This is a genomic window from Neorhizobium sp. T6_25 (assembly GCF_002968555.1).
Taxonomy (GTDB): Bacteria; Pseudomonadota; Alphaproteobacteria; order Rhizobiales; family Rhizobiaceae; genus Neorhizobium.
Window position 1 is genome coordinate 78,569 of sequence record NZ_PVBL01000006.1, and the last position, 18,602, is coordinate 97,170.

The following is an 18,602-nucleotide window of genomic DNA, read 5'->3' on the forward strand; positions in this document are numbered from 1 at the left end:
CTGGGCGTCCCGACCTGCCCTAGGCAACGTGCTACTTACGCTTGATCAACGCCTGCGCTGCGTCCGCAATCGCCAAAGGTGCCATTCCGAATTCATCGAGCAGGAATTCGGCGGATCCGGTCGGGGCGTAGATGCCTGGAACGCCGAGGCGCTTCATCGGAACCGGAGCATAATCGACAACCACTTCGGCGACTGCGGACCCCAAACCGCCAAACACCGAATGCTCTTCGGCTGTGACGATCGCACCCGTCTCCCTGGCAGCCTCAATGATCGCCGCTTCGTCGATCGGACGAACAGTCGCCAAGTTGAGCACCCTGGCGCTGATGTTTCGCTCCGCCAAAATATCGGCCGCCTTGACCATCCGGTGGGTCAGGGTGCCGTTGGCGATGAGAGTGACATCCGATCCTTGCCGAAGGAGATTTGCCTTGCCAAGCTCGAACGTGTGGCCTTCTGGAAGCAGATCGGGAACGCCGACGCGCGACAGGCGCAGGAAGCATGGCCCCTCATACTTCGCCGCCCACTCAATCGCTGCCGCAGTCTCTACGCGATCACAGGGAGCGATGACTGGAAGGTTTGGAAGAACGCGGGTCCAGGCGAAGTCCTCGATGGAATGGTGGGTAGGTCCCAATTCGCCGTAGGCCATTCCCGACGAAATCCCTACGAGCTTCACATTCGCGTTGGAGTACGAGATGTCCGCCTTGATTTGTTCCAGGGAACGCCCTGTCAGGAAGGGAGAAGCCCCGCAGACGAAAGGGATGCGCCCACCGTTGGCGAGACCTGCGCCAACGCCGACCATGTTCTGCTCCGCAATGCCGACGTTTACCAGCCGCTCCGGGAACCTGGACTTGAAGCCTCCCAGTTTGGAAGAGCCTACAGAGTCATTGCAGACAGCGACCACAGTCTCGTCTTCGGCCGCCAGGCGCTCGAGGGTTGCCGCGAAGGCGTCGCGGCAGTCGTACAGTTTGAGCGAATTTACCAGCGCGTTCATCAAATTGCCTCCGAGAGTTCTGCGATCGCGATATCGTACTGTTCCTTGCTCGGCACCTTATGATGCCAGTCGACGCGGTCCTGCATGAACGAGATGCCCTGCCCCTTGTTGGTATGGGCCACGATGCAGTGCGGCCGCGACGTCCGGTGTTCGAGTGCCGGCACAACCTGGTTCATGTCGTTGCCATCGATCTCGCTTACCTCCCAGTCGAAGGCCTCCAGCTTCGGACGGAGCGGTGCAAGGTCGTTGGTGTCGGCGAGCGATGCGCCCTGCTGAAACCTGTTGTGGTCGATGATCAGCGTGAGGTTGTCCAGCTTGAACTGAGCGGCAGCCATGATCGCCTCCCAGTTGGAGCCCTCCTGCATCTCCCCGTCGCCGGTGACGACGTAGGTGTGGTAACCCGCCCCGGACAACTTTGCTGCCTTCGCCATTCCCACTGCAACGGGCAGGCCGTGCCCGAGTGGCCCGGTGTTTGTCTCCACGCCGGGAACCTTGTTGCAGTTGGGATGGCCGTTCAGGCGCGAATGGGGCTTCAGGAACGTCGAGATTTCGTCTTCGGGTATGAAGCCCCGCTTTGCCAGGGTGACGTAGAGCGCGCAGGCCGTATGGCCCTTCGAAAGAACGAACCGGTCCCGGTCTGGGTGCTTCGGCTGGTCGGCCCAGACTTTGAGCACGCGAAAATACAGAGCAGCGAGGATATCAATGACCGACATCTCGCCGCCGATATGACCGGCGCCCGCCTCGTAGACTGCCTGAAGATCGCGTAGCCGAATGTCGCGAGCAACGCGCTCAAGTTCAGTGATATCCATTTTATCCTCGCCTGCATAATTATTCATCTGCCAATATTTTTGCACAAGCTCGGAGATAGTCAAGCCTTAAAAGCCCTTCAGCCGGCCTGGCATCCCGCCGCAAAATATGTTGACACCCTTTTTCTAAGTTGTTAATGAATTTTCCAGCAGGCATGAATATTTATTCCCGCCTCTATGTTGGCCATAATCTAGACTTGGGGAGGAAAAGTGGTGGCGCTTGAAATCCATGAACAGCGGCTTTCATCCGGCAGTTGGCTCAGCAAGCTGAAGGGAGCGACCGGACCACTCGTTGGGCTGCTCGCACTGTGCATCTTTCTGAGTTTCAGCACCGAAGCCTTCCTGTCGGTCCGGAACGGTCTGAACATCCTTGATCAAATCACGGTTCTCGGCATCATGGCGGTGGGAATGACCTTCGTCATCCTCATTGGAGGCATTGACCTGTCGGTAGGGTCGGTGCTCGCGCTCGCAATGATGGTGATGGGCTGGACGGCAAATGTAGCAGGCCTTCCGTTGCCCGTGGGGATCGCTCTCGGCTTGCTTGCCTCGGCGGCTTCAGGACTGATCGTTGGGCTGCTTGTGACGGTGTTCAGGGTTCCTGCCTTCATCGCCACTCTCGCGATGATGTCGGCGGCTCGCGGGGTGGCGAACATGATCACCGACGGCCAGCAGATCGTAGGATTTCCGGACTGGTTCATGATGCTCGCGATCGACCGTCACTTCGGCGTCCTGACTGCGACCGTCTTCCTCATGCTGGCAGTCGTGCTGATCGCCTGGCTCTTTCTTCACTTCCGCTCCGAAGGCCGGATGATCTACGCGGTCGGCGGGAACCCCGAGGTCGCGCGGCTGGCCGGCATCAATGTTCAGCTTGTGACGGTGGCCGTCTACGTCGTGAGCGCCATCCTGGCGGGACTTGCAGGCATTGTGCTGGCCGCTCGTCTCGACTCCGTTCAACCGTCGAGCGGGTTCGGTTATGAACTGGACACCATTGCGGCGGTCGTTATCGGCGGAACTTCACTGTCCGGTGGTGCGGGCGGCATTGGGGGCACGCTGATCGGCGTCCTCATCATCGGAGTTCTGCGGAACGGCCTCAACCTTCTCAACGTCTCGCCGTTCCTGCAGCAGGTTATCATCGGTATCGTGATCGTGCTTGCGGTTGGAGCAGAGACCGTTCGTCGGCGCCGCGCCTGACGATTGAGTCCGCCGATGGCGGTCTCCCACCCATTCCGGCTTGAGAGGTTCGAGCCGGATAGTGCCCAGAGGGGGAGGACCTACCCGAGGGTTTCACCTAAAACGGAGGAAATACAATGAAAATTGCGCGCACCCTGCTCGCTTCCGCTGCCCTGCTCGGCCTCACGCTCGGACCCGTGCACGCGGCCGAACTGAAGAAGCTCGGCTTGGCCGTTGCCAACCTTCAAGCCAACTTCTTCAACCAGATCAAGCAGTCCGTCGAGGCCGAAGCCAAGAAGCGTGGCATCGCAGTCGTCGTTGTCGACGCCAAGGGTGACGGCCCGACCCAGGTGAACCAGATCCAGGATTTGCTCACACAGAACATCGGCGCCCTGATCTACATTCCGGCAGGCGCTGCGGCGGCAACCGTGCCGGTGAAGCTTGCAAAGAACGCCGGCATTCCCGTTATCAACGTTGACCGTAATGCGGAAGGCGCACCGGGAGACACATTCCTGGCGACCGACTCCGTGACGTCGGCCAAGGCCGTATGCGACTATATCCTCAAGCAGGCCGGCGGAAAGGGCAAGATGGTGATAATCCATGGCCAGAAAGGGACGACGCCGGAAGTCGACCGAACGAAGGGCTGCATGGAATCCGTCAAGGCGAACCCAGGCGTCAAGGTCGTAGCCGAGCAGTTTTCCAACCTATGGAGCCAGGACGAGGGTTTCCAGATCATGCAGAACATGCTGCAGGCGAACCCTGACGTTTCGATCGTCTTCGCTCAAGCGGATGGCCTGGCACTTGGTGCTGCCCAAGCGATCAAGGTCGCCAATCCGTCCCAGAAAATCGTGGTCGGCGGCTTTGACGGCGATACCGCGGCATTGGAGGCTCTAAGCAAGGGGGTGTTCGATGTGACCGCGACCCAGCAAACACAGAAGATGGGCCGCGACGCTGTCGAGAACGCCGTTAAGCTGGTGGCAGGCGAGAAGGTCCCGCCGGTCCAACTCATGGACGCCACGCTGACGACGAAGGAAAACGTGGCAGGCTTCATCGCCAACCATCCCTGATCGACCTGACCTTGAGGAGGCGTAGCTGTGACCGTTCCGGTACTTTCACTGAGGGGCATATCCAAGCGATACGGACCTCTCCAGGTTCTCAAAAATGTCAGCCTGGACGTCCATCCCGGCGAGGTGGTCGCGCTTCTCGGTGAAAACGGAGCGGGAAAATCCACGCTCTCCGGCATCATTGCGGGATCACGCACGCCCTCCGAAGGTACAATGACATGGCTGGGGCAACCCTATGCCCCAGCCACACCGAGAGAAGCCATCGACAATGGCATTGTCCTCATTCATCAGGAGTTGCAGCTCCTGCCGCAGCTTTCAATCGCCGAAAACGTCTTCATCGGACGCTGGCCGATGAAGAACGGCGTCGTGGACCGCGCCCAGATGGTCCGCCGCGCCCAGGAGCAGCTTGCCCGCCTGAACCTACACCTGCCCGCGACGCGCAAAGTTGAAGGTCTTTCTACAGCAAACCAGCAACTCGTCGAGATCGCGAAGGCGCTGGCTCTTGATGCGAGGCTCCTGATCCTCGACGAGCCGACGGCAGCGCTCGGAGGAGCGGAAACCGAAGCTCTGTTCGAGCAGGTCAGGAAACTTAGGTCCGAAGGAGTCGGCATCATCTATATCTCCCACCGCATGGAGGAGATCAGGCAGATCACCGACCGGATCGTCGTTCTTCGGGACGGCGAACGGGTCCAGGAATTCGCTGACAGCGCCACGCCGGTGCGCACCATCGTGGAAAGCATGGTGGGGCGATCGCTTGATCGGATGTTTCCTCCTCTTCCTGTTCCCAAGAACCGGCCGGTTCTGCAGATCTCCGGTCTTGGTTCTCCCAACGGCTCATTCCGCGATGTCAGCTTTGACGTCAAGGCGGGGGAGATTCTTGGAATCGCAGGACTTATCGGTGCAGGCCGCACCGAGCTCGTCCGTGCCATCGCCGGAGCTGACCCCGTGAGTGCAGGATCCATCAAGCTCGAGGGACGGGAACTGAAACTCCGGTGCCCCGCGGACGCCATCGCCAATGGAATCGTCATGGTTCCGGAAGACCGCAAGGATCAGGGCTTGGTCGTCGGACACCGCATCGGCGAGAACATCGTCTACGCCAATCTAGACAAGCTCGGACGCGGCTGGCTCTTGCCCCGTGCCAAACGCACCTTCGCTGACGAAGCCGTCGCGAAGTTCGGGGTCAAGGGCCGCTCTGGTCAGCTCGCCTCGGATCTTTCGGGGGGCAACCAGCAGAAGGTCGTGATTGCCAAGTGGCTGACGCGCGATCCGAAGGTCGTCGTGCTGGACGAACCGACGCGCGGCATCGACGTAGGAGCCCGCGCAAGTATCTACGACATCATTGCTGCCCTTGCCCGGACGGGCGTCGCGGTGATCGTCGTCAGCTCCGACCTCGAAGAGGTCCTTGGAATCTCGAACCGCATTCTCGTGCTCGCGCAAGGCAAGCAGGCAGGGATCCTCAATCGTGACGAGGCGAACGACGTCTCCGTCATGGAGCTAGCCACAATCTGAAACAGACAGGGAAGGAAGAGCGATGTCCGACATCACTCTCAACGCACCGAGGCTTTTTGATCTTGGAGGCCAGATCGCCATCGTCACCGGCGCCGGTAGCGGAATCGGCCAGCGGATCGCCATCGGCCTGGCGCAATGCGGCGCCGATGTCGCTCTGCTCGATCGTCGTTCGGACAATGGTCTTGCCGACACCGCGAAACATGTCCAGGTCGCCGGCCGGCGGTCGATCCAGATCGCCTGCGACGTCACCAGCAAGTCCTGCCTCGCCGAGGCGGTCGAACGAACCGAGGCCGAGCTGGGGCCGCTGACCCTTGCAGTCAACGCCGCAGGCATCGCCAACGCCAATGCTGCTGAGGAGATGGAGGAGGATCAGTACCAAACCCTGATGGACATCAACCTGAAGGGGGTGTTCCTATCCTGCCAGGCTGAAGCAAGAGCGATGCTCAAGAACGGCCGCGGGTCGATCGTCAACATCGCTTCCATGTCCGGCGTCATCGTCAACAGAGGCCTGAACCAGGCTCACTACAATGCCTCCAAGGCGGGGGTGATCCACATGTCGAAGTCAATGGCGATGGAGTGGGTGGGCCGCGGGATCAGGGTGAACACGATCTCCCCTGGCTACACCGCTACCCCGATGAATACGAGGCCGGAAATGGCCCATCAGACAAGGCTGTTCGAGGAACAGACCCCGATGCAGCGCATGGCCAATGTCGATGAGATGGTCGGCCCAGCGGTATTTCTACTTTCTGGTGCTGCGAGCTTCGTGACGGGTGTGGATCTCCTCGTCGACGGCGGCTTCTGCTGCTGGTGAGCGCCATGAGGAAACTGATTGCTGGAAACTGGAAGATGAATGGGCTCGCCTCCTCGTTAGCCGAGATCGAGGCAGTGAAGGAAAGTGCCGAACGGGCGGCGTGTGACATCGTGATCTGCCCGCCCTTCACGCTGCTGGAAAAGGCCGTGACACAGGCTCAAGGATCTCCGATTGCTATTGGTGCCCAGGACTGCCACGCCAAGACGTCTGGCGCATATACCAGTGACATCTCCGCAGAGATGCTCGCTGAGGTGGGGGCGCGATACGTGATACTGGGACACTCCGAGCGTCGGGCCGGCTATCACGAGACCGACATGACCGTCGCCCGAAAGGCGGCGGCCGCCCATGCTTCGGGATTGACCAGCATCATCTGCATTGGCGAAACCGGCGCGGAGCGGGATGACCGCCATGCGCTCGACGTGGTGCGCAGGCAGCTTCGCGGATCACTCCCCGCGACCGCCGCCAGCTCCAATACCGCGATCGCCTACGAGCCGGTATGGGCGATCGGAACAGGAATAGTGCCGACACTGGATCAGATCGAGGAGGTCCATACGTTCGTCCGGAATCTTCTCGAAGACGAACTAGGCCCGGACGGCCGCCAAGTGCGGATCCTCTACGGAGGATCCGTAAAGGCGTCCAATGCCGGGTCGATCTTCGACGTGCGAAACGTGAATGGCGCCCTTGTCGGCGGAGCCTCTCTGAAGGGGGCCGATTTCGCCCGGATCATTCTGGCCTCCGCATGAGGCCGCTCTCGTTCGGCCGCCTCAACCCCGACCCATAGGAGGACTTCCATGAATCGTTTCGAGAACAAGACCGTCGTGATAACCGGAGGCAGCCGCGGTATCGGTGCTGCAATCGCCTATCGCTTCGCACGCGAGGGCGCAAACCTCGTCGTTTCTGCCAACGAGGATGCGGTCCATGGTGTTGCTGAAAAGATCAGGGCCACGGGAGGTCATGCAATCTCCTTTGTCGGCGACGTGACCGACAAGGCGAGCGTCAGGGCACTCTTCGACGCGGCTGAGAACGCGTTCGGCACGGTCGACGTGTCGCTCCAGAATGCCGGCGTCATTACCATTGCCCGCATCGAGGACATGACCGAGAGCGAGTGGGACAAAGTCATGGCTGTCAACACGAAGGGGGTCTTCCTCTGCGCCCAGGAGGCCATTCTGCGCATGCGCAAGCACGGCAAGGGAGGCCGTATCATCAATACGGCCTCCGGACAGGCTCGCGATGGCTTTATCTACACACCTCACTACGCTGCCTCGAAGATGGGCGTTGTCGGCATTACCCAGAGTCTTGCCAAGGAAGTCGCGACCGAGAAAATTACTGTCAACGCATTCTGCCCCGGGATCATTGAGACCGACATGTGGGCGTACAACGACCAGGCCTGGGGCAAACTGCTGGGCAATTACGCTCCTGGCGAACTTATGAAGGAATGGGTCGAAGGCATCCCCATGAAGCGGGCAGGTTCCGGCGAGGACGTTGCCGGCCTCGTGACCTTCCTCGCCAGCGACGACGCGGCTTACATCACCGGGCAGACGATCAATGTCGACGGCGGACTGATCATGTCCTGAGTCTTTGGCAACCGAAAGTGCGTGTGATTGCGCTCGCCAGGCCGCGTCAGCGCCGTGGTGTGCGCTGAAACGATGGCGTGGCCGTTGTCAGGTCCGAGGAGACGCAGAAAAATGAACAGTGCGTGCTCTATTTTGGGCTTGCGTTCAGGCGGTTGAATTTCCTATCTTGGTTGGGTTCTCAGGGCGGGGTGAAACTCCCCACCGGCGGTATCGGAAGCAATTCCGGAGCCCGCGAGCGCCTTCTCCAAAGGAAGGGTCAGCAGATCCGGTGAGATGCCGGAGCCGACGGTATAGTCCGGATGGAAGAGGACAAGGCAGGGTACGCCGCTCGAAGAGCGGCGGCATCGTCGCATTGTTCGCCCAAGGGATATTGGTGGCTCACAGGCCATGCACGCCGTTTCATACCGGCTAACCCTTGAAAGGCATGAAGAGTGGCAATTTCAAAGATTGAAGATGCAATCGCCGCGATCGCTCGGGGAGAGATCGTTGTCGTTGTTGACGATCGCGACCGGGAAAATGAAGGTGATCTTCTGATCGCTTCGGACAAGATCACGCCTCAGGCGATCGCGTTCATGATGAACCACGCCCGGGGGCTGATCTGCGTCCCGATGGAGGGCGGGCGCCTCGATGAACTCGAGATTCCGTTGATGGTCTCCCGCAACACCGAGATGCTCAAAACCGCATTCACGGTTTCGGTAGACTATATTCCCGGAACCTCAACCGGCATTTCTGCCGCAGACCGGGCCGCAACCGTTCGCGCCCTGGTGACGGATGGTTCCCGACCCGAGGATTTTGCTCGGCCGGGCCATATCTTCCCTCTGCGAGCCCATCCTGAGGGTGTTCTTGCCCGTCCCGGCCATACGGAAGCCGCGGTAGACCTGTCGCGGCTGGCCGGTCTGTCGCCTTCAGGCGTAATCTGCGAAGTTGCAAACGATGATGGCACCATGGCGCGCCTTCCTGAACTCGAAGCATTTGCAGGCAGACATGGCCTTCACCTGATTACCATAGAGGATCTTGTCGCCTACCGCACGGCATCGCTGAACAGCAAGGCGGCCTGACGTTTCGACCGTCCGATCTCCACCATACGCCTCGGCATCCGTGTCCGGCGACAGGCCGAAGGCCACGCGGTGCGGGGCATGGTTCCGGCGGACACATGCTTGAATCCGCTGCAAGGTTTGCCGCCGATGAGGTGGTCTCAGCGGGAAGCTGTTCCGGCCGATGGCGGACATCGAACAGCTCTTCAAATAGGAAATGGGGAAGGAAATGGCGATCTTCAGCGTGTCGATATGAAGATTCTGCACGAACATATCTCGTGCGCGAAATCCGGGAGGCGGCCGCCCACACGAATCGGGACTTCCAGGAGAGCCATGGAGAACTCATCGCCTCGGCCGCTCGGCGGCCGGAATGCTGCGTCGCGCTCGGCAAGGCTGGACAGATCGGCCGAGAGATCGCCTCGCCGACATCAATGACAATCTTCGGCAACATCATATAACAACTATAAACAATCACCCGCACCAAAGTCGCTTAAACCGTCTCCAGATCATGGATGGAGCGGCATGTTGGTTACGATTGTTTGCATGAAATGGGGCACGGCTTTCACCGCCAGCCATGTCAATGCTCTTTATGCCGGCGTATTGCGCAACATGGAGGAGCCGTTCGACTTTGTCTGCCTGACGGACGACCGTCGCGGTCTTGCTTCCAGCATTCTCACCCGTCACATCCCGAACCTCGGCCTGCCTGAGCAGGCGTGGAGACGAGGGTGCTGGCCCAAGATCGGTGTCTTTGCCCCGGGGCTTTTCCCCCACGGAGACGTCGTGCTTTTCCTCGATCTCGACGTCATGGTCCAACGATCACTCGCCCCGCTGATCGGCCTGCTTCGGGAGCGCCGTCATATTGTGATCCAACGGGAATGGAATCCGGATCTCTGGAGCCTGCTCCCGAATAGCTTCAGGCCGGACAGGGGTGCGCAGTCATCCGTCTTTGGATTTCATGCAGGAGATGTCGATGGAATTTACCACGACTTCGTAAGCAAGACTGACGCGATCATCGCGCAATTCAAGAACGACCAGTCCTACCTGACGCAGTCGGTGCGGCAAAAAAGTTATTGGCCGACAGGTTTCTGCGTCAGCTTCAAGCGAAGCTGCACGAAATACTTTCCGATCAATCTGCTCCTGCCGAGGATCAAGCAGCCGCGGAACGCGAAAATCATCGTCTTCCACGGGAAGCCAAGGCCCTGGGATACGATGGTCGAAAAAGGCGAGCGATGGGGTTCGAAAAGGCGATTTGGCGTTGGGCCCGTCCCATGGATCAAGCAATATTTCAACCAGGCGGACGCGATGCTGGCTTCCCTCGCCCATGCTGCAGACAATTTCGAGGCGGGCACCCATATCGCCACGGCAAATGCCGGCCCCGAGCAGGCAAACCCGCTGAGTTATAGCCATAGCTAAGGTGCCTTACCGCGCAGATAGGCGAGCCAGAAAGCCTGCGCAGGCCGGTCAAGGCCATTCGCGCAAGCGCTTAAGCAACCTGCGCGGTGACGCCGTCAGCCTGGAGATCTGCTGGAAACGTAAACCGCGCCAACAGCCCCGACGGCTCCCCGTCCAACAGTTCCAGCGTTCCCCGGTGGGCTTGCACGATTTCCGCAACGATGGACAATCCCAGCCCGAACCCGGCGTTGCCATCAGTCCTCGCCGCATTCAGTTTGAAGAATGGCTCCAACACCCTCGCACGTGATTGCTTCGGTATCCCGGGGCCGTTGTCCGATACGTCGACCACCACCTTGTCTCCGCTTCGCTTCAGCTCGATTGCGACCTTATCGCCAAATTTCACAGCGTTTTCGCAAAGGTTGGTCACTGCACGCGTTATCGCGAGGGGTTTGCAATTGGCGGACAGATGATTGGGGCCGATATAGTCGATCTTGTGACCTACATCGTCAAACTCGCTGCATATCGTCTGCAGCGTCGTTGCCAGGTCGATCGTTTCGACCCGCTCTCGATGATGGTCGTCTCGCAGATAGCTGAGGCTCTCTTTGAGAAGGCTATCGATGCGAGAGATATCCGCCAGCAACATATCGCGCAATTGCGCGTCGCCGACCCGCTCTACTCGAAGTCTTAGTCTCGTCAATGGGGTGCGTAGATCGTGGCTCACCCCGCGCAGCATCCGCGTCCTGCCGTGGATCATATCGGTGATGCGATCGCTCATCTCGTTCAAGGAGCGTGCAACAGCGACGATCTCCACGCTGCCTTCCTCTTCGAAGATTACCCGGCCGGACGTGATGTCGGCATTCGCAGCCGCTGAAGCAATCTTCCGCAGCGGTCGCGTGATCGCCCAGACCCCGAACGAAGAAAACAGCACGATCAAGGTGATGAGCGCCAATAGATAGTGTGGCGCCCGGACTAGAACCTCACTCCAGAACGCCGTGCTTGGAAGACCGCCCAGAACGAGGATTGTTTTATCATCAACCTCGGTTGAGACGACGCGCTTGTCGTCGACAAAGGTTTGCCAGCCACCGAGTGGCGTCTGCCTCCCGTCGGGGGAAAAAAGCCAGTCTATCGCCGCGTCCAGGACACTTTCCTGCGGCGATGAGTTCTTGAACGTTTCCGCCAAGGCGCGAGGCCGCAGATTGAGATCCCAACCGGCACGATTGGCTGCCTGAAGAACGATGTCGCGCTCTTCGGGCGTGGCAGTTTTGAGGATGGAACCTATCGTAAACACACTGTCGGCGAGCTCCTCAACGTCAACCATCGGGTACTCATTTCCGACACGCTGCTCCAGAAAAGAGCCGCCTAAAACGGTAATAGTGAGGCCGAGAAGAATGACGCCCGTGATCTGGCTATGGATCGTCGATAGGCCTGGAAGCCGGCGGAAGAACATGAGCACCCTTTTGGTATTGTGAAGCGCGCTTGAGCCGAGACCCGCTCGGCGAAGCAGAAATATAGGCGAATTCCCACACAATATACCGCGTTTCCTGCTGCACGATTATTACGTTTTGTTACGGCATGGCCGCCTCGTTGCCGATCGCGGCGGGCTGCAACAAAGCGTAACAAAAAAACATGCACCGGAGGGCTTCGGCATGAAAGACAAGCCGTCGCAGGCTCCTCTGTTGGGGGGACTGATAACCTGTTCTGGAGCCCTTATGCTACATCTTAAAAAAGCCAAGCGGCGTCTTTCACCCCTCGCCTTATGCGCCGCATTCAGCGTTGCGGGATTTTCTCCAAACGCCTATGGCGCCGACCAGGCCGCCACGGAGCAGACGCCGGAGCCACCTTTCGACAAGCAGCGATTCGACAAACGCCAACCGGAGCGCAATTGGAGCCTGATCGTTGGTGGGGGCGGTTCCTACGAGCCCAAATACGAAGGGAGTGACGAATTTGAAGTCAGCCCCATTCCCTTCGTGGTGTTCACCTATGGCGACTGGTTGGAAATCGATCCAGGTGGGATCAGCGTCACTGTCCTCGATCAAGGCGGATTTTCCATCTCCGCTGCGGTTGGCTACGAATCAGGGCGGGATGAGGGCGACGGTGATCGCCTCCGCGGCCTCGGTGACATCAACTTCGCCGCAACAGTCGGCGCAAAAGTCGGCTATGACTTGGGTCCGGTCGAAATCTATGCGAGCGTCGACCAGACCATCGGTGGCAGCGAAAGCCTGGTTGGACAGTTCGGGATAGAGTACTCGGCGCCGGTCACGGAACGTCTCATTCTGGGCGCACGCGCCGAAGCCACCGTGGCCGATGACAAGCACATGCAGGCCTATTTTGGCGTCGATGCCGCTCAGTCGGCACGTTCAGGCCTGCCTGAATATAAAGCACAGGCGGGCCTGAAGCGTGTCGATTTTTCTGCCTCTGCCACATATGCACTGAGCGATCATTGGTTGGTGCGTGGTGAAGCAGGTATCGGAGTGCTTACCGGTGACGCCGCGGATAGCCCGATCGTCGAGAAGAAGATCCAGCCTTCCGTTTCTGCCTTTGTCGGCTACAAGTTCTGAAGCCGGGAGAGAAAATAATGGTGTGTCGCCTGCACGGATCGCTCCGATCCAGCAGGCGACACACGCTGCCGTACGCAATATTTTTGACTGCCAGCTGCAATGCCGCGGCAGCTGGGAGCGGGCATCCCAGCGCCGGCTCCCAATCATAGCGGCGACCTTGCAGCAAGCATCTTGCTGGATTATTTGTGCTGGCCCTGCGACCGCGGCCGCATGGCAGCTGCGGCGCCGGAGAAGGATCGAGGCATCTGTTTCAGACTTCCTCCACCGACGCGGTGAAACTATATCCTCCCAGCCTGACCGTCTGTAGGAGCGTTGGCTCGCGCGGATCTGCCTCGATCTTTTGACGGAGGCGGCTGATATGCACATCAATACTGCGCTCGATCGGCCCAGCCAGCCCGGAATGGGTGAACAATAGCAGCTCCTCGCGGGTAATGACCCTGCCCGGGTTTCTGCAGAACGCCAGCAGAAGATCAAATTCCGTTGTTGTCAAAGCGATGCGAGCGTTGCCGGGATCGTGAAGCCGGCGCCGCATCGGGTCAATCACCCATCCGTCGAAGCGCAGCTTCCTTTGAGCAGAGCTACTTGTCAGGCCGTAGGATGCGCGACGCAGGAGACTGCGAATTCGAGCGATCACTTCTCGTGGGCTGAAGGGCTTTGTGATGTAGTCATCGGCGCCGACTTCCAGTCCCACTATCCGGTCGACTTCCTCTCCGAGTGCCGTCAATAGGATTATCGGGATCGTTCTTTCCGAACGGATGCGTTTGCAAATGCTCAGGCCATCTTCGCCCGGCAGCATGACATCGAGGATGATCAGATCATAGGAATTGCTGCGAAGCAGGGACTGCATCACGTTTCCGTCCTCAGCCACAGTCGCCAGCATTCCGCTTTCCTGAATTGTCGATGCCAGAAGATTGCCGATTTCGAAGTCGTCTTCCACGATCAATATCTTCGCGGATGCTGAATTGGGCTGCATAGATCTTTTCCTGTTTGAGGACCCTAAAATGGGCCGGCTGCTGGTCCTCGATTATTTCGCTTTATTAAGTTTTGTTACGGTCGCTCTTCGCAGTGATACCAAACGTGCCCAGCCATGGCGATAAGCGCCGCAACCGCTCTGCAACATACGGCAGGGCCGGCCAGGTGGTTGGCCGGCCCTCCGCTGGTAGTGCAAGCGTCCTTGCGGCGCCTGCAACCTTCAGATCTCGGCCGACTGGAGGAGGGGCTTGAAGATCCGAGCGGTACGATCGCCAAAGTCGGACACGATCAGGTGGAGTGACGGGATGACGATCAACGATAGAACTGTAGACACGAGCAAACCGCCAATCACTGCGATTGCCATGGGCGCCCTGAATTCGCCTCCGTCCCCTACCCCGAGCGCGGAGGGGGCCATTCCCCCGATCATGGCAAACGTTGTCATGATGATCGGGCGAACTCGCTCGGAGCAGGCTTCGACGATCGCATCGACCCGGGACAGCCCGTGGGCTTCGCGTTCAATGGCGAAGTCCAGGAGCATAATGGCGTTTTTCGTCACGATCCCCATCAGCATCAGGATACCGATGACGACGGGGAGCGAAACGGCGTTGCCGCTTAACATGAGGCCAGCTGCAACACCGCCGATCGACAGGGGAAGGGAGGCGAGAATGGTCCAAGGCGCCAGCATGCTCCCGAAGAGGAGGACGAGAACGACAAGCACAAGCATGACACCCGATCCCATCGCCACCGCAAAGCTTGAGAACACCTCGCCCTCGGTATCGGAATCCCCGGTCGCTTGAATGCGCACGCCCGCCGGCAGGCTCTTGACGCTATCGAGCTGTGCCAGCCTGTCGAGACCCTGGCCCGACGTCATGCCGTCAGTCATGTCCGCTGAGATTTCGATGCGACGCTGGCGATCAAATCGCTCGATGGCGGCGACCCTCTCATCGAAGCTGACGTCGGCGACGGAAGACAACGCGACCGACGTCCCTCTCGTCGTCGGTACCGACAGCATTTCAAGGGTTGGCAAATCGTCACGAGCATGCGTCTGGAGCAGCACACGGATCGGGATCTGTCGGCCGCCGTCGATGAAGTTGGGCAGTCGGCTGTCGACGTCGCCCACTGTCGATACCCGGATCGTGCGAGCAAGTTCTGCCGGAGATACACCGATCGTTGAAGCCTTGTCCGCGTCGATTTTCACCCGCAGTTCTGGTCGCGTTGCCGCGTTGTCGGCGCTCGGGTTGACGAAGTTTCCGTCGGCGGTGAGCTCCTGCAGTATGTTATCTGCGGCCCGCTGAGCCAGAGCGCCATCCGCAGACAGGACCGCGAAGGATATGTCCCGCCCACCGCGGGTGTTGAGAAAGCGCAGCCTGACATCCGAAATGGAGGAAAGCGCCTTTTCAAGATCGGCTTGTATCGAGAACGATGAACGGTCGCGCTCGGATTTGTGGAACAGATCGATCAGGACGACCGCATATCGTACGTCTTCCTGTCCGGCCGTACTCGACCCCGCCCTGACGAATACGCCTTCCACCGCGGAATCCCGCCGGATCAGGGCGGCTATTTCGTCCGTCGCTGCTCGTGTTTCCTGCAAAGCCGCCCCAGGGGGCAGCTCCACCGAAACGGTCAACCGCCCCGTATCCTCTTCCGGCAAAAAGGCGGTCGGCAGCGAGGTCAGGACGTATAAAGCCAGTGCGAAAGCCGCGAATGCGGATCCGACTGTCATCCATCGCCACCGCAGACTGACTTTCAGCAGTCCCTCATAGGCCGACACCAGGCGCCCTCTGCGAATGTGGGACGGAGGAACGTTCGTCATGATGTATGCCGCCATGATTGGGGTTATCAATCGAGCCACCAGAAGTGAAAAGAACACCGCTATCGCAACAGTCAGCCCGAATTCTCGAAAGTACAGCCCGACCACCCCGCTCATGAAACCCACGGGTGTGAAGACAGCCATGATCGTTGCGGAGATGGCTATGACAGCAAACCCTATCTCGTCAGAGGCGTCCAATGCAGCTCGGTAGGCGGATTTGCCCATGTCGCGGTGACGCACCACGTTTTCAATTTCAACGATCGCATCGTCCACGAGAATTCCCGTCACCAGGGTGATCCCAAGCAGACTGAGGATATTGAGGGAAAAGCCTAGGAGATCGATGGCAAAAAAGGTCGGGATGATCGAAAGCGGAAGCGCGATTGCGGCTACGACCGTGGCCCGCCAGTCGCGCAGGAATAGGAATACGACGACGATTGACAATGCCGCGCCCTCATAGAGGGTATGCATGGCGGAGTTGTAGTTGCCCGCCGTGTAGGACATATTGTCGTCGACCAGCTTGAAGCGGATCGACGGCTGTTCGAGATGTAGCTTCTCCAGTGCGACGGCCACTTGCTCCGCAACAGCTAGCTCGCTCGAACCCTTTGAGCGATAGACCGCGAAACCTACGACGTCCTTCTGATCCAAAGTAGCAAAGGCGCGGGCTTCGGCGATCGTATCTTGGACGCGACCGACATCTTCCAATTTTACACTGGCGTCGTCCGACAGGAGAATGCGAGAACCACCAAGTTCTGCAATTGTCTGCGCCGCCGCGGCGGTCGTCAACGCTCGTTCTCTGCCATTCAGGTTGCTGCGCCCCCCGGAACGATCCAACTGGCTTGCGATAAGGCTTTCGTTGACGGCATTCGCCGTCAGGGAAAGCGCCTGCAATCGCGAAGGATCGAGTTCGACATGGATTTCCCTGTCAGCACCGCCGACACGATCAATGCGGCCCACACCCTTCAGACCTTGCAGCTGCCGGGCAACAACATCGTCGACAAACCACGAAAGCTCTGCAACGGTCATGTCCTGGTTTGTCACGGCATAAGTCACCACCGCCTGCACTTCCTCCTCGGCCCGTTCGATGACAGGCTCATCTATTCCATCGGGAAGGTCGCTGCGGATTTTCGCAATTGCGTCGCGGACGTCACCCATGGCGCGGTCGGGCGAAATCACGCCCAACTCGAATTCGACAGCGGTAACGGAACGGCCTTGAGTGACGGTCGACTTGATCTCTTCTACGCCTGCAAGAGACGCGACCGCGTCTTCGACAAGACGAGTAACTTCAGTCTCCAACTCGCTCGGCGCGCCGCCGGGTTGGTCGATAGTCACGTTCACGGCCGGCTCGTCGATGGTCGGGAAGTAAGTGACTGGCAGCCGTGAAAAGCTGTAGAGACCCGCGCTGACAAGGATTAGGAATAGGAGGATCGAGGGAAGCGGATTGCGGATCGCCCAGGCCGATATGTTCATTGAAGTCGAGCTCCGAGCCGATTTTGGGTAGATGCGGATGCGTCGGCACGCGTTGCCGGCGTCGCGGCCAATACGGGCCTGACCCGCTCCTGTGCCTTCAGGAAGGCACCTGATTTGAGGACCACCTCCTCACCCTCCCGGATGCCGTCGAGGATTTCCACGAGGCCGCTTTGCCGTGATCCGATGCGGACCGGGCGGATATCCACGAGCCCGTCCGAAACGACGTAAACGTTGTGGCCGGCCGCCGTGCTTTTGACGGCTGTTCCCGGGAGGAGAACATTCTGCCGGTCTTCGACACTTATGCTACCGCGCGCAAAGACGCCTGGGACAAGTCTCGCCTTGTCTGCAAGTTCGATCCGCACCGTCCCGCTTCTGGTCCTGGTATCGAGTTGTGCGGCATTCAGCCGGAGGGTTCCTGCGATAGCCTGGTCGCGTCCTGGCAAGGTGATTTCGGCGCTCATGCCTTCGCGCAGCCGAACGAAGCTTGTCTCCGTCACCTGCGCCACGAATTCGATATCATCATCGTCGGCGATGACAAAAAGAGGTCCGGCGGAACTCGATGTCATCGCGCCGACACGTGCTTTCCGGCTCAATATCCGACCCGAGCTGGGGGCGCGCAGGGTGCTCCTCTGAACAGTCAGTTCGATTTCCCGTCGCTCGCTGGCGATCAACTGTTGATCTGCGTTGGCGAGCTCCAACGATTGGCGCGCCAGTCGCAACTCCGCGACGGCTCGAGCGTGAGCGTTCAAGTCTTCCTCGAGGACGTTGTCGGCGATCGCACCTTTTGGCTGTAGCGAGCGGCTGCGTTCCAGCTTCTTGCGCGCTTCGGCTTCGGTGACCATCGCCACATCTATCTTGCTGCTCTCGACGGCCACGGCAGCGTGCGCGCGAAGGAGACTCACCGCATTCTTGTCCAGCATCATCAGGGCTTCGGTCGTGTCCAGGACCGCGAGGGCCTGGCCACGTTCAACATGTTGCCCGGCCTCTACCAAGATCTGCCGCACCTCCTTGCCGAGGACGGCGGGGTAGACCTCGATCTCCTCCCGCGCCGCGAGCGAACCAACCACCTCGATCCTCTCCGTCAGCGTGCCTCGCTTGGCGACGATCGTCGTTACCGGCATTTGAGCGTCTGCAAACGCCACTGTGGAAAACACGGAGGCGAGCACCGCCGCTTTACCGACAAGCGCGCAGCAGCGGCGAAGCGTGGATGATGCCGTCGATAATGCGATCATTGCGTGGACCTTTTAAGTGGGCCGCCGAGCGCCCTGGCTTGTTTGGTCACACGATAGCGATGGGGCGGAGCCGCACTGTGTCGTCACATTAAGAAATGTTACGGCACCCTCGTGCGTCAGGATCTTCAGGGTCGCGGCCGGCCAAATGCAGCGGCACAGACCGGTCTTGGGGCCTCACCAGGCAGCCTAGCGACTTCTCTCAATCTGGACTGAGA

The 18,602-nt window shown here is 59.5% G+C and carries 15 protein-coding genes, 1 pseudogene and 1 riboswitch; of the genes and pseudogenes, 9 read left to right on the forward strand and 7 right to left on the reverse strand.

All coding sequences use genetic code 11. The features are described from left to right. Positions 1–31: 31 nt before the first annotated feature. Together C5L10_RS10220 and C5L10_RS10225 are read right to left on the reverse strand one after the other, a co-directional pair. Positions 32–988 (reverse strand): transketolase family protein, encoded by a 957-nt coding sequence (locus tag C5L10_RS10220; protein WP_105429565.1) that lies wholly within the window; start codon positions 986–988, stop codon positions 32–34. Further along, positions 988–1,797: a transketolase gene (locus C5L10_RS10225; RefSeq protein WP_105429566.1), complete on the reverse strand. Its 810-nt coding sequence runs from the start codon at positions 1,795–1,797 to the stop codon at positions 988–990. Before C5L10_RS10225 ends, C5L10_RS10220 begins: the two co-directional genes overlap by 1 nt. Positions 1,798–2,004: 207 nt before the next feature. Here C5L10_RS10225 and C5L10_RS10230 point away from each other — a divergent pair, with 207 nt between their 5' ends. The 7 genes from C5L10_RS10230 to ribB all read left to right on the forward strand — a co-directional run bounded on the left by C5L10_RS10230 (position 2,005) and on the right by ribB (position 8,980). Beyond that, a complete protein-coding gene (locus tag C5L10_RS10230) occupies positions 2,005–2,985 on the forward strand; it encodes an ABC transporter permease (RefSeq protein WP_105429567.1) in 981 nt (326 codons plus the stop codon). Between the two features lie 116 nt (positions 2,986–3,101). Next, positions 3,102–4,031 carry a sugar ABC transporter substrate-binding protein gene (locus C5L10_RS10235; RefSeq protein WP_105429568.1) on the forward strand — a complete coding sequence of 310 codons (930 nt, stop codon included), beginning with the start codon at positions 3,102–3,104 and terminating at the stop codon, positions 4,029–4,031. 27 nt (positions 4,032–4,058) lie between these two features. Beyond that, entirely contained in the window at positions 4,059–5,537 is a 1,479-nt protein-coding gene (locus C5L10_RS10240) for a sugar ABC transporter ATP-binding protein (RefSeq protein WP_105429569.1), read from the forward strand. A 22-nt stretch (positions 5,538–5,559) separates the two neighbouring features. Then, entirely contained in the window at positions 5,560–6,348 is a 789-nt protein-coding gene (locus C5L10_RS10245; RefSeq protein WP_105429570.1) for an SDR family oxidoreductase, read from the forward strand. Further along, the gene (gene tpiA / locus C5L10_RS10250; RefSeq protein WP_205837040.1) at positions 6,342–7,091 is read left to right on the forward strand and encodes a triose-phosphate isomerase; all 750 of its coding nucleotides are present in this window, start codon (positions 6,342–6,344) and stop codon (positions 7,089–7,091) included. Before C5L10_RS10245 ends, tpiA begins: the two co-directional genes overlap by 7 nt. 48 nt (positions 7,092–7,139) lie before the next feature. Next, complete coding sequence (locus C5L10_RS10255; protein ID WP_105429572.1) at positions 7,140–7,922, forward strand: glucose 1-dehydrogenase; 783 nt, start codon at positions 7,140–7,142, stop codon at positions 7,920–7,922. A 170-nt stretch (positions 7,923–8,092) separates the two neighbouring features. Continuing rightward, a riboswitch (FMN riboswitch) is annotated at positions 8,093–8,237 on the forward strand. A gap of 116 nt (positions 8,238–8,353) precedes the next feature. Beyond that, positions 8,354–8,980 carry a 3,4-dihydroxy-2-butanone-4-phosphate synthase gene (gene ribB, locus C5L10_RS10260; RefSeq protein WP_105429573.1) on the forward strand — a complete coding sequence of 209 codons (627 nt, stop codon included), beginning with the start codon at positions 8,354–8,356 and terminating at the stop codon, positions 8,978–8,980. A gap of 210 nt (positions 8,981–9,190) precedes the next feature. On the opposite strand, the pseudogene C5L10_RS34280 reads toward ribB, so the two are convergent. Next, positions 9,191–9,372: pseudogene (locus C5L10_RS34280) on the reverse strand (hypothetical protein); the annotation flags it as partial. A gap of 127 nt (positions 9,373–9,499) precedes the next feature. On the opposite strand from C5L10_RS34280, the gene C5L10_RS10270 reads away from it, so the two are divergent. Next, a complete protein-coding gene (locus C5L10_RS10270) occupies positions 9,500–10,369 on the forward strand; it encodes a glycosyltransferase (protein WP_105429574.1) in 870 nt (289 codons plus the stop codon). A gap of 70 nt (positions 10,370–10,439) precedes the next feature. Here the strand turns inward: C5L10_RS10270 and C5L10_RS10275 are convergent, their stop codons facing one another. Then, the gene (locus C5L10_RS10275) at positions 10,440–11,795 is read right to left on the reverse strand and encodes an ATP-binding protein (protein ID WP_105429575.1); all 1,356 of its coding nucleotides are present in this window, start codon (positions 11,793–11,795) and stop codon (positions 10,440–10,442) included. A gap of 262 nt (positions 11,796–12,057) precedes the next feature. Between C5L10_RS10275 and C5L10_RS10280 the strand changes: the two genes are divergently transcribed. Further along, positions 12,058–12,906 carry a MipA/OmpV family protein gene (locus tag C5L10_RS10280; protein WP_105429576.1) on the forward strand — a complete coding sequence of 283 codons (849 nt, stop codon included), beginning with the start codon at positions 12,058–12,060 and terminating at the stop codon, positions 12,904–12,906. A gap of 250 nt (positions 12,907–13,156) precedes the next feature. Here C5L10_RS10280 and C5L10_RS10285 read toward each other — a convergent pair whose 3' ends face one another. The 3 genes from C5L10_RS10285 to C5L10_RS10295 form a co-directional block, all read right to left on the reverse strand. Beyond that, positions 13,157–13,879, reverse strand: a complete 723-nt coding sequence (locus C5L10_RS10285) for a response regulator transcription factor (protein ID WP_105429577.1) — start codon at positions 13,877–13,879, stop codon at positions 13,157–13,159. 219 nt (positions 13,880–14,098) lie between these two features. After that, positions 14,099–17,155 (reverse strand): efflux RND transporter permease subunit, encoded by a 3,057-nt coding sequence (locus C5L10_RS10290; protein WP_105429578.1) that lies wholly within the window; start codon positions 17,153–17,155, stop codon positions 14,099–14,101. Then, positions 17,152–18,387, reverse strand: a complete 1,236-nt coding sequence (locus C5L10_RS10295) for an efflux RND transporter periplasmic adaptor subunit (protein ID WP_245447971.1) — start codon at positions 18,385–18,387, stop codon at positions 17,152–17,154. The genes C5L10_RS10290 and C5L10_RS10295 overlap by 4 nt, the downstream gene beginning before the upstream one ends. Positions 18,388–18,602: the final 215 nt, after the last annotated feature.